The 14838-nt window shown below is 62.5% G+C and carries 13 protein-coding genes; 8 read left to right on the top strand and 5 right to left on the bottom strand.

Going from position 1 to position 14838, the window contains the following annotated elements; translation table 11 throughout:
* Positions 1-9 precede the first annotated feature (9 nt).
* A complete protein-coding gene (gene madL, locus M1E16_RS25755; RefSeq protein ID WP_458128698.1) occupies positions 10-402 on the top strand; it encodes a malonate transporter subunit MadL in 393 nt (130 codons plus the stop codon).
* 5 nt (positions 403-407) lie between these two features.
* Entirely contained in the window at positions 408-1172 is a 765-nt protein-coding gene (madM, locus tag M1E16_RS25750; protein WP_434627413.1) for a malonate transporter subunit MadM, read from the top strand.
* Positions 1173-1284: 112 nt separating this feature from the next.
* Here the strand turns inward: madM and M1E16_RS25745 are convergent, their stop codons facing one another.
* On the bottom strand, positions 1285-2199 hold the full coding sequence (locus M1E16_RS25745; protein WP_305498207.1) for a LysR family transcriptional regulator: 915 nt from the start codon (positions 2197-2199) through the stop codon (positions 1285-1287).
* A gap of 283 nt (positions 2200-2482) precedes the next feature.
* On the opposite strand from M1E16_RS25745, the gene trhA reads away from it, so the two are divergent.
* On the top strand, positions 2483-3100 hold the full coding sequence (gene trhA, locus M1E16_RS25740) for a PAQR family membrane homeostasis protein TrhA (RefSeq protein ID WP_458128697.1): 618 nt from the start codon (positions 2483-2485) through the stop codon (positions 3098-3100).
* On the opposite strand, the gene M1E16_RS25735 is transcribed toward trhA, so the two are convergent.
* The gene (locus M1E16_RS25735) at positions 3088-4011 is read right to left on the bottom strand and encodes a LysR family transcriptional regulator (RefSeq protein WP_434627419.1); all 924 of its coding nucleotides are present in this window, start codon (positions 4009-4011) and stop codon (positions 3088-3090) included. The two genes, trhA and M1E16_RS25735, sit on opposite strands and share 13 nt — an antisense overlap.
* Positions 4012-4116: 105 nt before the next feature.
* Between M1E16_RS25735 and M1E16_RS25730 the strand changes: the two genes are divergently transcribed.
* Positions 4117-5358: a D-amino acid dehydrogenase gene (locus M1E16_RS25730; protein WP_458128696.1), complete on the top strand. Its 1242-nt coding sequence runs from the start codon at positions 4117-4119 to the stop codon at positions 5356-5358.
* A gap of 23 nt (positions 5359-5381) precedes the next feature.
* Positions 5382-6284 (top strand): transporter substrate-binding domain-containing protein, encoded by a 903-nt coding sequence (locus M1E16_RS25725; RefSeq protein ID WP_458128695.1) that lies wholly within the window; start codon positions 5382-5384, stop codon positions 6282-6284.
* Positions 6285-6410: 126 nt separating this feature from the next.
* Here M1E16_RS25725 and M1E16_RS25720 read toward each other — a convergent pair whose 3' ends face one another.
* Positions 6411-7130 (bottom strand): 16S rRNA (uracil(1498)-N(3))-methyltransferase, encoded by a 720-nt coding sequence (locus M1E16_RS25720; RefSeq protein ID WP_458128694.1) that lies wholly within the window; start codon positions 7128-7130, stop codon positions 6411-6413.
* A gap of 181 nt (positions 7131-7311) precedes the next feature.
* Positions 7312-8718: an adenosylmethionine--8-amino-7-oxononanoate transaminase gene (locus tag M1E16_RS25715; RefSeq protein ID WP_434627430.1), complete on the bottom strand. Its 1407-nt coding sequence runs from the start codon at positions 8716-8718 to the stop codon at positions 7312-7314.
* 222 nt (positions 8719-8940) lie between these two features.
* On the opposite strand from M1E16_RS25715, the gene M1E16_RS25710 reads away from it, so the two are divergent.
* From M1E16_RS25710 to M1E16_RS25700, 3 genes are all read left to right on the top strand, one after another.
* Positions 8941-10701: a flavin monoamine oxidase family protein gene (locus tag M1E16_RS25710; RefSeq protein WP_458128693.1), complete on the top strand. Its 1761-nt coding sequence runs from the start codon at positions 8941-8943 to the stop codon at positions 10699-10701.
* A gap of 716 nt (positions 10702-11417) precedes the next feature.
* On the top strand, positions 11418-11969 hold the full coding sequence (locus tag M1E16_RS25705) for a cytochrome b (protein ID WP_305498213.1): 552 nt from the start codon (positions 11418-11420) through the stop codon (positions 11967-11969).
* A 32-nt stretch (positions 11970-12001) separates the two neighbouring features.
* Positions 12002-12583 (top strand): YceI family protein, encoded by a 582-nt coding sequence (locus tag M1E16_RS25700; RefSeq protein WP_305498214.1) that lies wholly within the window; start codon positions 12002-12004, stop codon positions 12581-12583.
* A gap of 287 nt (positions 12584-12870) precedes the next feature.
* On the opposite strand, the gene M1E16_RS25695 is transcribed toward M1E16_RS25700, so the two are convergent.
* Positions 12871-14745: a DEAD/DEAH box helicase gene (locus M1E16_RS25695; RefSeq protein ID WP_458130368.1), complete on the bottom strand. Its 1875-nt coding sequence runs from the start codon at positions 14743-14745 to the stop codon at positions 12871-12873.
* Positions 14746-14838 lie beyond the last annotated feature (93 nt).

Below are 14838 nucleotides of genomic sequence, written 5' to 3'. Positions count from 1 at the left end.
ACTACAACAATGATTATCTATGGTGTGGCGTTTCTGGCTTTTTGTACCCTGGTGGGCATTTTTATCGGTGAGCTGCTGGGCAAACTGATTGGCGTACCGGCCAACGTTGGCGGCGTCGGCATTGCAATGCTGTTGCTGATCGGCCTGGGCAGCTACCTGAACAAGCGCGGCTTGTTCAAGGGCAAGTCCGAAGCTGGCGTGGAGTTCTGGAGCGCCATCTACATTCCGATCGTGGTGGCGATGGCGGCCCAGCAAAACGTCTATGGCGCACTGAAAGGCGGGCCGATGGCGATCCTGGCCGGGACCCTGGCGGTGGTGATTGCCTTTGCGTTGGTGTCGGTGCTGGTACGCATCGGCAACAAGGACCCTCAGGCCGATGTTTCCGTCAAGACGGTCGGGTGATTGCCATGTACGAATCCATGATGAAAGTCATCACCGGCTACGGTCTGATCAGCGGGTTTGCCATTGTCGGCATCACCATGTGGGTGTCCTACTGGATCAGCAATACCTTCACCAAAGGCCGCCTGCATGGTTCGGCCATCGCGATCCTGCTGGGGCTGGTGCTCTCGTATATCGGCGGTGCAATGACCGGGGGGCAAAAAGGTGTGGTGGACATTCCGCTGCTTTCCGGGATTGGTTTGCTGGGCGGCGCCATGCTGCGGGATTTCGCCATTGTCGCCACGGCGTTCGGCGTGAGTGTCGAGGAGCTCAAGCGCGCCGGTTTCGTTGGGGTGCTGGCTTTGTTCGTCGGAGTCGGCACCTCGTTCATTGCCGGCGTCGGCGTGGCGATGGCCTTCGGTTATACCGATGTGGTGAGCCTGACCACGATCGGTGCCGGAGCGGTCACCTATATCGTCGGGCCGGTGACCGGGGCGGCCATCGGGGCCAGTTCCGAGGTGATGGCGTTATCGATTGCCGCCGGGTTGATCAAGGCGATCCTGGTCATGGTGGCGACGCCGTTCGTGGCGCCGTTCATCGGTCTCAACAACCCTCGTAGCGCGGTGATCTTTGGTGGGCTGATGGGCACCTCCAGCGGCGTTGCCGGCGGCCTGGCGGCGACGGATCCCAAGCTCGTTCCGTATGGTTGCCTGACGGCGGCGTTCTATACCGCGCTTGGCTGCTTGCTCGGGCCTTCGCTGTTGTTCCTGATCATGCGGGGACTGATGGGGTAGGACTTCGGCTTTTCGCTTACCGCGCTGGCGCCTTCGCGAGCAGGCTCGCTCCCACATTGATTGGGTTCACCCTTGTGGGAGCGAGCCTGCTCGCGAAACGCGCGACTCGGTCTCAAGCCTGGCGATTGGCGTACATCCGGCATTCCGCCAACAACGCCAGCAGGTTCGGGTCGCGCTCCTTGGCCTTGAGGAACACCACACCGATGTGCTGCTGCAACCGGTACTTTTCCTGCAACGGGATCAGTTTCACCCGGTTCTCATACACCGCCGCGATCCGGCCGGGGAGCAGGGCATAACCCACCCCGGAGCTGACCATGCTCAGCAGGGTGAAGATGTCGTTGACCTGCATCGCCACTTTCGGCTCGAACCCCGCCTGCCTGAACACCCGGATACCGTCCTGGTGCGTGGCGAAGCCCTGGGTCAGGGTGATGAAGGTCTCGTCGCGGACCTCGGCCAAGTCGACTTCGCTGCGTTGGGCGAAGGGCGAGTCGGCGGGCGTGGCGAGGAAAATATCATCGGAAAACAGCGCGATCTGCTCGCAATCCGGGTCGTTGACGCTGTCGTCCAGCGACACCAGGATCGCATCGACCTCCATGTTCTTGAGTTTGTACAACAGGTCGATGTTGGAGCCCATGATCAGATCGATATTGAGCTCGCTGCGCCGGATCTTCAGGCCCATGATCAGTTGCGGCACGGTCTTGACGGTCAGTGAATACAAGGATCCCAGCTTGAAACGCTCGGCGGAAAAGCCGGCCGCCTCACGGGTCAGGCGTACGCTTTCGACCACGTCCTGAATCAGCTTCTGCGCGCGCTCCTCCAGCACATAGGCGCTTTCCAGCGGTGTGAGGTTGCGGCCTTCGTGCTTGAACAACGGACAGCGCAACGCGCTCTCAAGCGAGTGAATGGCCCGATGCACGCTGACATTGCTGGTCTGCAACTCGACCGCCGCCCGCGCCAGGTTGCCGGTGCGCATGAACGCCAGGAACACCTCGAGTTTCTTCAGGGTCAATTCTTCGTCGATGAGCATGGGGCGGACTCTTGTTCGTATGGGCTGATTGTGCCCCATGTCTTCCTGGCGACGCGATTTATGTGGCTGGAGAGCTTTTGTGGCGAGGGAGCTTGCTCCCGCTTGATCGGGCTGGCTCTCCAGTGCGTAGCGCTCACAAAGTCTTTGGGGCGGCTGCGCCACCCAGCGGGAGCAAGCTCCCTCGCCACGGGGGTTGTGTTCGATGCTGAAAGCAAAACATTGCACTTTCAGGCGCCAGGCCTGAGCCTTGGCGCCAAATTCGTAATAGGGGGGGTGGATCTGGATGTATCACGGGGAACGACTCAACGCCTGGACGCACCTGGTGGGCGCGGTCGCCGCGTTTATCGGTGCGGTGTGGCTGCTGGTGATTGCCGGGATGGCCGGCGATCCGTGGAAGATCGTCAGCGTGGCGATCTACGGGTTCACCTTGCTGGTGCTCTACAGCGCATCGACGGTTTATCACAGCGTGCGCGGGCGCAAGAAAGAGATCATGCAGAAGATCGATCACTTTTCGATCTATCTGCTGATTGCCGGCAGCTACACGCCGTTCTGCCTGGTAACGCTGCGCGGGCCGTGGGGCTGGACGTTATTCGGGATCGTCTGGGGGCTGGCGGTGATCGGTATCCTGCAGGAAATCAAGCCGCGTTCCGAAGCGCGGATCCTCTCGATCGTCATCTATGCGGTGATGGGCTGGATCGTACTGGTGGCAGTCAAACCGCTGCTGGCGGCGCTGGGCAGCGCCGGGTTTGCCTGGCTGGCCTCGGGAGGCGTGTTGTATACCGTCGGCATCATCTTCTTCGCGCTCGACCACCGCCTGCGCCACGCCCATGGCATCTGGCACCTTTTCGTCATCGCCGGCAGCCTTTTGCATTTCGTGGCGATTCTGTTCTACGTGCTTTGAGCGGTCGCAAACAGGCGATCAAGTTGCGCCTGGGCCTGGCTGGCGACAATTTCCAGCAAGGCCCCCACGGTGTGGGGCGGGGCTTCATTGGCGCGGGTTACGGCGTACAAGGCAATGGGCAACGGCGGCGACAATGGCCGGATAGCCGTACGGGCGCGTGAAGCCCCCAAGGCGGTAAACGGGTCGATGACCGCCAGCCCGGCGCCGGATTCGACCATGGCCCGGGCCAGTGAATACGTCTGCACGGCAATGCTCACTCGGGGCGGCGGTTCCACTGACTTGAGGTAGCCATCCAGCCTGGCGGACAGCGGGTCGGTGCTGGACAAGCCGATCAACGGCGCGCCGGCCAGCTCCTGCAACGGCATAGGCGTGCCGATTACCGCTTCGGGCCAGTGACCGCTCGGTGCCAGGGCTACCAATACGCCGCTGGCGAGGGGCTCGGCCTTGAGGCCTGGGTGATCGGGCAATTGCAGGCTGAGGGCTACATCGATCTCGCGCATCAGCAGGTTTTGCGTCAGTTCGCGGCTGTGGGCGCTGGACAACTCGCAGACGATGTCCGGGTAGCGTCGGGTCCATTGGTGGATAGCCGTGGGCAGCAGCGACAGGGCCAAGGCCGGTGTGGCGCCAATTCGCAAGCTGTGCCCCGGCTCGCGGCGCAGGCTTTGGGCCAGGCGCCGCACGCCTTGCAGGCTTTCGCTGACCTTGTCGACCTCGCGTTCCAGCTCCAGCGCTTCGGGCGTGGCCTGCAACTTGCCGCGCACCCGCAGGAACAACGCAAACCCCAATTGCTGCTCGGCATGCTGCAGCACCTTGGTCACCGCCGGCTGGGAAACGTGCAGCAACTGGGCGGCGCCGCTGATGGAGCCGGTCTGGCGAATCGCCTGGAAAATCTCGATATGACGAAGGCGCATGGCGTGCCCATAACCTTTGTTTATAGGAAGCTCATCTTTATTCATTGTTCGAACGCTGTCACCTGGCCCTAACCTCGGGTCATTCGAAACGGATGTGAGGCGGACATGGCTCAGCGGGTATGCATCATTGGCGGCGGCGTGGTCGGCCTGGCGACGGCTTACGCGCTGGTCCGCGATGGGATCGACGTCACGCTGGTGGAGGCGCGCGATGCATTGGGCAGCGAGACCAGCTTCGCCAACGGCGGCCAGTTGTCCTATCGCTACGTCACGCCCCTGGCCGACGCCGGGGTGCCGTGGCAGGCCTTGGGCTGGATGTTGCGCGGCGATTCGCCGCTCAAGCTGCGTCCGCGCCTGGACCCGGCCCAGTGGCGCTGGATGGCAGCGTTCATCGCCGCATGCCGGACTTCGGTCAACCGGCGCAACGGCGCCCATCTGTTGCGCCTGGCGCTGTTGAGCCAGACGACGCTGCGGACCTGGCGCGAAGAGGATCAGCTCGACGGCTTCGAGTGGCGGCGCAACGGCAAGCTGGTGACGTTTCGCAGTGCCAGCCATTTTGCGCATGCCCGGCAACGTGTGGCCGACGCTGTTCATCAGCAGGTACTGGGCCCGAACGAATGCACGACGCTGGAACCTGCGCTGGTCGGCGTGCCGTTCGTGGGCGGCATCTACACACCTGATGAGGAAGTCGCCGATTGCCATGGCTTCTGCCTGCAACTCGCGGCGCGGCTGCGCGCTTCGGGGCGCTGCGAATTCCTCTTGGGGCGCGCGGTGACCGCTATCGAGCATGCCGACGGCGCGGTGCACGCCATCAACCTGGGCGAGCAGCGTGTGGAGGTCGAGCACCTGGTAATCGCCGCCGGCCACCGCAGCGTTGCGCTGGCATTGCCAGGCGTGCGGATGCCGCTGTATCCGCTCAAGGGCTACAGCCTGACGGTGCCGATCGACGCCCGGCATCGGGCGCCGGAACTGAGCATCACCGACTACGACCGCAAGGTCGTCTACGCGCGCATCGGTGAGCAGCTGCGGGTGGCGGCCATGGTCGACATCGTCGGCTTCGACCCGGCGCCGGACCCCAGACGCCTGGCCCTGATTCGGCGCCAGGCCATGGAAACATTTCCCATGGCCGGTGATTACGATCGCGCTGTGGAATGGGCGGGCATGCGCCCGGCGACGCCTAGCGGCGTGCCACTGATCGGCGCCAGCGCTTACCGCAACCTGTGGCTCAACCTCGGCCATGGTGCCTTGGGTTTTACCCTGGCCTGCGGCAGCGGTCGCTTGCTCAGTGAAATGATCCGCCAACGCACACCTTCCATCGACCTGCAGGGCCTCACGCCCCGCGCCGCCTGACCCACCCGCAACGGAGAACAACAATGCAAAAAATCACGTTGATCGGCTGTACCTTGAGCCTGCTGCTCGGCGTCCAGGCTTTTGCCAATGAAGCGCCTCCGGCCGGCGCGCTGGAAAAGATCGCCAGCAACAAAAGCATCACGCTGGGCTATCGTGACGCCTCGGTGCCGTTTTCCTATGTCGGGGACAACAGCGGCAAACCGATGGGGTATTCGGTGGAGCTGGCGGGCAAGATCGTCGAGCGCATCAAGCAGCAACTGGCGCTGCCGCAACTGAGCGTGAAGTACAACCTGGTGACTTCCCAGACACGAATCCCGCTGGTGCAGAACGGCACCGTGGATCTGGAATGCGGCTCCACTGGCGTGACCGCCGAGCGGCAGAAGCAGGTGGCGTTTTCCTACGGTTTCATTTACGTGAAGGGCCAGTTGCTGACGGCCAGGGACAGCGGCATCCACAGCTTCGCCGACCTTCGTGGCAAGAATGTGGTGACCACCGCCGGCACGACCAACGAGCGGTTCCTGAAGAGCTACAACCAGGACAACAAAATCGACATGTTCGTCATCAGTGCCAAGGACCACGGCGAAGCCTTCCAGATGCTCGAGACCGGCCGGGCGGCGGCGTTCTACATGGATGACGCGCTGCTCTACGGCGAACGGGCCAAGGCGCGCGATCCGCATAAATGGGTGGTGGTCGGAGAAGAGCAGTCGCGGGAAATCTACAGCTGCATGGTGCGCAAGGACGATCCGCAATTCCTGGCGCTGGTCAACATGACCCTGGCGGACTTGTACAAGTCAGGGGAAATCAATGCCATCTACGATCGCTGGTTCCAGAAGCCGATCCCGCCCAAGGGCCTGAATCTGGAATTTCCGATGACCAGCGAGTTGAAGGCGATCATTGCCAGGCCGACCAGCGAGCCGGTGCAGTAGCCTTTGGGAGACCTGTGGGAGAGCCTGCTCGCGAATGCGGTGGATCAGCTTGCATTGATGCTGAATGTTGAATCGCCTTCGCGAGCAGGCTCGCTCCCACAGGTGATCTTCAGTGGTCGCGGAGCCTTAGAAATCCCCCCACAACTGCTGCGCCACCGCCAGCGCCACCACTGGCGCGGTTTCGGTACGCAGCACGCGGGGACCGAGGCGGGCGGCGTGGTAGTCGGCGGTCCTAGCCTGTTCGACTTCTGCATCCGACAACCCGCCCTCGGGGCCGATCAGGAACGCCAGGGTCGACGGCCTGGCATGACTGACCAGCGGTTCGGCGACCGGGTGCAGGACCAGTTTCAGCTCGGCATCGGTCTGTTTCAACCAGTCGGCCAGCAACAGCGGAGGGTGGATCACCGGCACGCTGGAACGCCCGCATTGCTCGCAAGCGCTGATCGCCACCTGGCGCCAGTGCAGCAGACGCTTGTCGGCGCGTTCGTCCTTGAGGCGCACTTCACAGCGCTCGGTGAATATCGGGGTGATCTCGCTGACGCCCAGTTCCGTGGCCTTCTGGATCGCCCAGTCCATGCGCTCGCCCCGGGACAGGCCCTGACCGAGATGAATGCGCAAGGGCGACTCGGCCTGTCCGGCAAATTGCTCGTCGAGCTGCACGCGCACGCGCTTTTTGCCGACCTCGGCCAGGGTGCCGCGAAACTCCTGTCCGGAGCCGTCGAATACTTGCACCGCGTCGCCCTCGGCCATGCGCAGCACCCGGCCGATGTAGTGGGCCTGGGCGTCGGGCAGCTCGTGATCGCCGAGGCTCAGGGGAGTGTCGATGAAAAAGCGGGAGAGTCTCATGTTTGGTCTCTACACAATCGGATTGCGCATTGCTGCGTGGTCGGGGGCTTTGCGGTGAGCAAGCTTTTGTGGCGAGGGAGCTTGCTCCCGCTGGGCTGCGAAGCGGCCCCATTCCTGCGATTGCTGCGCAATCGAGCGGGAGCAAGCTCCCTCGCCACGGAGAAATTTGTTCACAGACGTATCAGCCCGGATCGCGATACCCCGGGTGGAAATCCTTCGGCACCGCCACGCTGACCTTGTCCCGGGTGGCGATATCGATCCCTTCGCTGGCAACTTCCGCCAGAAAATCGATCTGCTCCGGCGTAATGACATACGGCGGCAGGAAATACACCACGCTGCCCAGCGGCCGCAGCAGGGCGCCGCGCTCCAGGGCATGCTGGAAGACCGTCAGGCCGCGCCGCTCCTGCCATGGGTACGCGGTTTTGCTCGCCTTGTCCTTGACCATCTCGATGGCCAGGACCATGCCGGTCTGGCGCACTTCGGCCACGTTCGGGTGGTCGACCAGGTGGGCGGTGGCGCTGGCCATGCGCTGGGCCAGGGCCTTGTTGGTTTCGATGACGTTGTCGTCTTCGAAGATATCCAGGGTCGCCAGCGCCGCCGCGCAAGCCAGCGGATTGCCCGTGTAGCTGTGGGAATGCAGGAAGGCGCGCAGGGTCGGGTAGTCGTCGTAGAACGCGCTGTAGACCTCATCGGTTGTCACGCACGCCGCCAGCGGCAGGTAGCCGCCGGTCAGGGCCTTGGACAGGCAAAGGAAGTCTGGCGTGATACCAGCCTGTTCGCAGGCAAACATCGTCCCGGTGCGGCCGAAGCCGACCGCGATTTCGTCGTGGATCAGGTGCACGCCATAGCGGTCGCAGGCTTCACGCAACAGCTTCAGGTACACCGGGTGGTACATGCGCATGCCGCCGGCGCCCTGGATCAGCGGTTCGACGATCACCGCCGCCACCGTGTCGTGGTGCTCGGCCAGGGTTTGCTCCATGGCCGCGAACATGTTTCGCGAATGTTCTTCCCAGCCCATGCCTTCGGGGCGGTGGTAGCAGTCGGGGCTCGGCACCTTGAGCGTGTCCAGCAACAACGCCTTGTAGGTTTCGGTGAACAGCGGTACATCGCCCACCGACATCGCCGCGATGGTTTCGCCGTGGTAGCTGTTGCTCAGGGTAACGAAGCGTTTCTTGTCGGGCCGGCCGCGATTGATCCAGTAATGAAAGCTCATCTTCATCGCCACTTCGATGCAGGACGAGCCGTTATCGGCATAGAAGCACCGGGTCAGGCCTTCAGGCGTCATCTTCACCAGGCGTTCGGACAGCTCGATCACCGGCTGGTGGCTGAAACCGGCGAGGATCACATGCTCAAGCTGATCGACCTGATCCTTGATGCGCTGGTTGATGCGCGGGTTGGCGTGGCCGAACACATTGACCCACCAGGAACTCACCGCATCGAGGTAGCGCTTGCCTTCGAAGTCCTCAAGCCACACGCCTTCGCCGCGCCGGATAGGAATCAGCGGCAGCTGTTCGTGATCTTTCATCTGGGTGCAGGGGTGCCACAACACGGCAAGATCGCGCTGCATCCACTGGTTATTCAGGCCCATGTACAGTCTCCTCGAGGCGGCTCGCGGCGGGCGCGGGCAAAACAATCGCGCAAGCCTATGCAATGGCGGGCCGGGGAACAACCCATTGTGTCGTCCCCACCCGTTTCAGTGAGGTGATAGACGTCGCTGGCGGCGTTTTGATGGCTGACGTATTCTTCGCCGTTCCCGGAGCCGACTGGCTCGAAAAACCGAAAATTCTTACGTAATTCCGGAGTTCGCTGAATGTCTGCTGGTTGGCTGCGCGCCTGTGCGCTGGTGATGATAGGGCTGTTCAGCGTTTCGGCGCTGGCCAAGGACAAACAACCGACGGCCATCGTCATCGGCGGCGGGCTGGCCGGGCTCACGGCGGCCTACGAGTTACAGAACAAGGGTTGGGCCGTGACCCTGCTGGAAGCCAAACCGAGCCTGGGCGGCCGTTCGGGCATGGCCACCAGCGAGTGGATCGGCAACGATAAGGTCCAGCCGGTACTGAACAAGTACGTTTCGACCTTCAAGCTGAGCACCACGCCGGCGCCGGAATTCGTGCGCACCCCCAGCTATCTGATCGACGGCACCTATTTTACTGCCACCGACCTGGCGACCAAGCAGCCAGCCACGGCCGAGGCGCTCAAGCGCTACGAAACCACTCTGGATGATCTGGCCCGTTCCATCGACGACCCACTGAACCCGACGGCTACCAGTACGTTACACGCGCTCGACCAGATCACCGTGTCCAACTGGCTGGACCGTTTGCAACTGCCGGCCACTGCCCGACAGTTGGTCAACCAGGAAATCCGCACGCGCTATGACGAGCCGTCGCGCCTGTCATTGCTGTATTTCGCCCAGCAGAACCGCGTCTATCGCGGCGTGTCCGACCGTGACCTGCGCGCCTCGCGCCTGCTCGGTGGCAGCCCGGTATTGGCCCAGGCGTTCGTCAAGCAACTGAAAACCATCAAGACGAGCTCGCCGGTGTCGGCCATTTCCCAGGACAAGGACGGCGTCACCGTCAAGGTCGGCAGCGTCGGTTACCAGGCCGACTATGTTGTATTGGCCGTGCCCTTGCGAGCATTGAACAAGATCCAACTGACCCCGGCCCTGGATGCTCAGCACCTGGGTGCGATCAAAGGCACCAACTACGGCTGGCGTGACCAGATCATGCTCAAGTTCAAGACCCCGGTCTGGGACAGCAAGGCACGCATGTCGGGCGAGATCTACAGCAACGCCGGCCTGGGCATGATGTGGATCGAGCCAGCCATGAAGGGTGGCGCCAACGTTGTCATCAACCTGTCCGGCGACAACGCACGGGTGATGCAGGCCTTCGGCGACAAGCAGATGGTCGACCAGGTGTTGATCCGTCTCCACGCGTTTTATCCACAGGCGCGCGGTGCCTTCACCGGTTATGAAATCCGCCGCTACAGCACCGACCCTTCCATGGGCGGCGCGTACCTGGCGTTTGGTCCGGGCCAGATCAGCAAATACTGGCGCCTGTGGGAAAAGCCATTGCAGCGCGTCGCCTTTGCCGGCGAACACACCGACGCGCTGTACCCAGGCACCCTGGAAGGCGCACTGCGCAGCGGCCAGCGCGCCGCCAGCCAGGTTGAAGACCTGGCGGCGGGCAAGTCGTTCGAACCACCAAAAGTCGCCCCGGCCGCATCAGCTGCCGCCGGAGCGGTGGCGGCGAAGAAAGGCAATTTCTTCAGCAACTTGTTCGGCGGCTCGGATGACGACAAGAAGCCGGAGCCGGCCAAGGCTCCCGAGCCGGTAGCGCCGCCTCCAGCGCCGGCACCGGCCCCCGTCCCAGCCCCTGCGCCGGTGGAACCACCCGCGCCGGCGCCAGCGAAGACCGAGCCAGCCAAGAAAGCCACGGCCAAGCCAGCGACGAAGAAGCCGGCGGCCAAGGCCCCGGCTAAAAAGGCCCCGGCCAAGGCACCAGTGAAAAAGGCTGAGCCAGTGAAGAAACCCGCCGCCAAACCGGCGGCAACTACTGAGACGAAGGCTCAGTAACGTCAAGTGGAAAGAACGCTACCGTTCACTTAAGGCAATCAATAACCCGTGGCGAGGGAGCTTGCTCCCGCTGGGCCGCGAAGCGGCCCCAAACCCTCCCAATGCGGAGCATCAGACACACCGCACCCGCCGGTTTACGACTGCTTCGCAGCCGAGCGGGAGCAAGCTCCCTCGCCACGGGTCGATCATTACGTCGACGTCCTGCATGTCTCGACGATATATCGGAAACTTCCCACCCTTTAACCGGAAGCAGGCGATAGAGCTCGCCGGGCCATGCGTTCAGGCTCCTTGAAAAACAGGAGTGCGTATGAAAATACTGATGGCAATGGTCGTATCGGTTTCGCTGTACGGGTGTGTGTATGGTGAATGTCGGGATCCCCTGATGATCCCGATGGTTCCGGAACGGGACCCTCAGTTGGCGTACAAATGCACCTTCGACCCATACCACCCCAAATGCTCAGTGAATTGATAATCACAGGCTTTGGCTGATAAAAACCGTGGTTCTGTTGGGAGCGAGCCTGCTCGCGACGAGGCCCTTCGGCCAAGCTGATGTCCTGGCTCCCCCGCCATCGCGCAGCGCATCCGCTTTAATCTTTCCTTAACGCACTCGGTCCAGACTGATGATCGTATTTCTCGATATTTCAAAGCGAAATTTTCCGCTTTAATTCGATAGATAACTCGCTAGTCTTGGTCACAGTTTTTACAGGATATGAGCAATGCAGCTACGCAACTCTTCTTCTCGCTATGGCTGGGTCAGCATCGTTTCGCACTGGGCCGTTGCCTTGGCGGTGTATGGGCTGTTCGCGCTGGGCCTGTGGATGGTCGGGCTGGATTATTACAGCACCTGGCGCAAAGACGCGCCGGACATCCACAAGAGCATCGGCCTGGTGCTGTTGGCGGTGATGGTGCTGCGAGTGATCTGGCGTTTTGTCAGCCCGCCGCCACCGACCCTGGAGACCTATGGCCGCCTTACACGCGTCGGCGCCAGGATTGGCCATAGTGCACTGTATCTCGGGCTGTTCGCCGTGATGATCGCCGGTTACCTGATTTCCACCGCAGACGGTGTCGGGATCTCGGTGTTTGGTTTGTTTGAAGTACCCGCGCTGGTGTCCGGACTGCCCGATCAGGCAGACGTCGCCGGGCAGATCCACTTCTACCTGGCATGGGCGCTGGTAATTTTTTCCGGCCTCCATGCGTTGGCAGCATTGAAGCACCACTTTATCGACCGTGACGCGACCCTCAAGCGCATGCTGGGGCGCCAAGCCTGATGTTCAACCTCGACTCCAAAGGAATAGAAAGCATGTTGAAAAAGACGCTCGCCGCCCTGGCAATCGGTTCTGCCCTGCTGTCCGCCGGCCAGGCCATGGCCGCAGACTACGTGGTTGACAAGGAAGGCCAGCACGCCTTCGTCGACTTCAAGATCAGCCACCTGGGCTACAGCTACATCACCGGTACCTTCAAGGACATCGACGGCAAGTTCAGCTTCGACGCCGCCAAGCCTGAAGCCAGCAAGATCGAATTCAACGTCAACACCGCCAGCGTGTTCACCAACCACGCCGAACGTGACAAGCACATCGCCAGCGCTGACTTCCTGAACGCCAGCAAATTCGGCAAGGCCACCTTCGTGTCCACCAGCGTCAAGTCCACCGGCGCAAACACCGCCGATGTGACCGGTGACCTGACCCTGCTGGGCGTGACCAAGCCGGTCGTGGTCAAGGCAACCTTCCTGGGCGAAGGCAAGGACCCATGGGGTGGCTACCGTGCCGGCTTCGAAGGCACTACCACCATCAAGCGTTCCGACTTCGGCAAGCAGAAAGACCTGGGTCCGAAATCCGACGTGGTCGAGCTGTACGTGACGTTTGAAGGTGTTCAGGCGAAGTAACGTTCGCGCCTGACAAAAAAACGCCCCTGGTCTTGCGGCCTGGGGCGTTTTTTATTGTGCAGATTTTGGTATTACAGAGCATTCTTGAGAGCTTGTCTCCACAAGATTTGTGAACACCACCAAGCCACTGTGGGAGCGAGCCTGCTCGCGAAGAGGCCGTGACATTCAGCATCCTAGTCAGCTGTGACACCGCTTTCGCGAGCAGGCTCGCTCCCACAGGGGGCCAGCTCTTAATAAAAAATGCCCCGGCTCGCAAGAACCGGGGCATTTTTCATGGCTTGGAAAACTCAGCGATTGCGCGTCAGCAAGGCCGGCTTTTCGCCACGTGGACGGCTTGGCAATTGGTCCAGCTGCTCAGGCGTCGGGAAACGATCGACTTTCGATTCCTTGTGCATGATTTTCGGCTGGTTGCCACGCGGGTTCTGCACGGCAGGTTCCTGACGAGGCTGGTCATCATCACGTGCCGGGCGGCGTGGACGGGACTCTTCGCGGCGGGCCTGGCCGTCACGTGGGGCGCCATTACGCGGACCGCTGCGCTTGCCTGGCGGAGTGCCGGTGGACGAGCCGTTGCTGTTGCGCGGTCCGTTCTGGCGACCCTGTGGCTGGCCACCGCGGGGGGCGCCGGCACCTGCGCCTGGTGCCGGGGCGCCCGGACGGCGACCGCGACCCTGGGCCGGTTTCTGCTGCGGCACGTAGTCCACGCGGTTACCGAAGTTATCGACATCGTCGTCGAGGAATTCGTCCGGGGCGCGGTCGGCGGCCGCGGCGCGCGGGGCAGGGCGTTGCTGCTCACGGGCCGGAGTGCCTTCGCGGGGCTTCTGCTCGCGGGCTGGGCGTTCGCCGCGACCGTTGCTGTTGCTGGCCGATTTTTCCTTGCCCTTGTCCTTGCCTTTGTCCTTACGACCGCCGCCACCGCCGCCGCCATTCGGACCGTCGCCGCGCGGGCCACGAGGATTGCGCGGGTTGCGCACATCCGGACGCTCACGCACTTCAGGCTTCTCGGCCTCGATGGTGCTGGCATCAAAGCCCATCAGGTCGCCGTCAGGGATTTTCTGCTTGGTCATGCGCTCAATGCTTTTGAGCAACTTCTCTTCATCCGGCGCGACCAGGGAAATCGCCTCGCCCGAACGACCGGCCCGGCCGGTACGGCCGATACGGTGGACGTAATCTTCATCGACGTTCGGCAGCTCGAAGTTGACCACGTGAGGCAACTGGTCGATATCGAGGCCACGGGCGGCGATGTCGGTGGCTACAAGGATGCGCACTTCGCCGGCCTTGAAATCGGCCAGGGCCTTGGTACGGGCGTTCTGGCTCTTGTTGCCGTGGATCGCCACAGCTGGCAGGCCGTGCTTGTCCAGGTATTCGGCCAGGCGATTGGCGCCGTGCTTGGTGCGGGTGAAGACCAGGACCTGTTCCCAGGCGCCCGTGGTGATCAGGTGGGCCAGCAGGGCACGCTTGTGGCTGGCCGGCAGGCGGAACACGCGCTGCTCGATGCGCTCGACCGTGGTGTTCGGCGGCGTGACTTCGATGCGTTCCGGGTTGTGCAGCAGCTTGCCGGCAAGGTCAGTGATGTCCTTGGAGAACGTCGCCGAGAACAGCAGGTTCTGGCGCTTGGCCGGCAGGCGGGCCAGCACTTTCTTCACGTCATGGACAAAACCCATGTCGAGCATGCGGTCGGCTTCGTCCAGCACGAGGATTTCCACGTGGGACAAGTCGACGCTGCCCTGGCCAGCTAGATCCAGCAGGCGGCCGGGGCAAGCCACCAGGACATCGACGCCACGGGCCATGGCCTGGACTTGCGGGTTCATGCCGACGCCGCCGAAGATGCAGGCGCTGACGAACTTCAAGTCACGCGCGTAGACCTTGAAGCTCTCGTGGACCTGGGCCGCCAGTTCGCGGGTTGGGGTCAGGACCAGCACGCGGGGTTGGCGCGGGCCGTGACGCTGGGATTTGTCCGGATGACCGTTGGGGAACAGCCGCTCCAGGATCGGAAGGGCGAAACCGCCGGTTTTACCAGTACCTGTCTGTGCGGCGACCATCAGGTCGCGACCTTGCAACACGGCGGGGATGGCCCGCTGTTGCACCGGGGTAGGCTGGGTGTAGCCGGCGGCTTCGATGGCGCCGACTAAAGCCTCGGAGAGACCGAGGGAAGCAAAGGACATGAGTAATCCTGTTTTTAGTGAGGGCCTGGCCCAATGGGATAGTCTTGCCTGGCGCAAATGACGGTCATTGGAAGACGTCATCCCGTCCGGTCC

The sequence above is a fragment of the Pseudomonas sp. Z2-11 genome, assembly GCF_054161305.1.
Note: the sequence above shows the minus strand (reverse complement) of the source record. Positions and strands in the feature narration are given on the sequence as shown.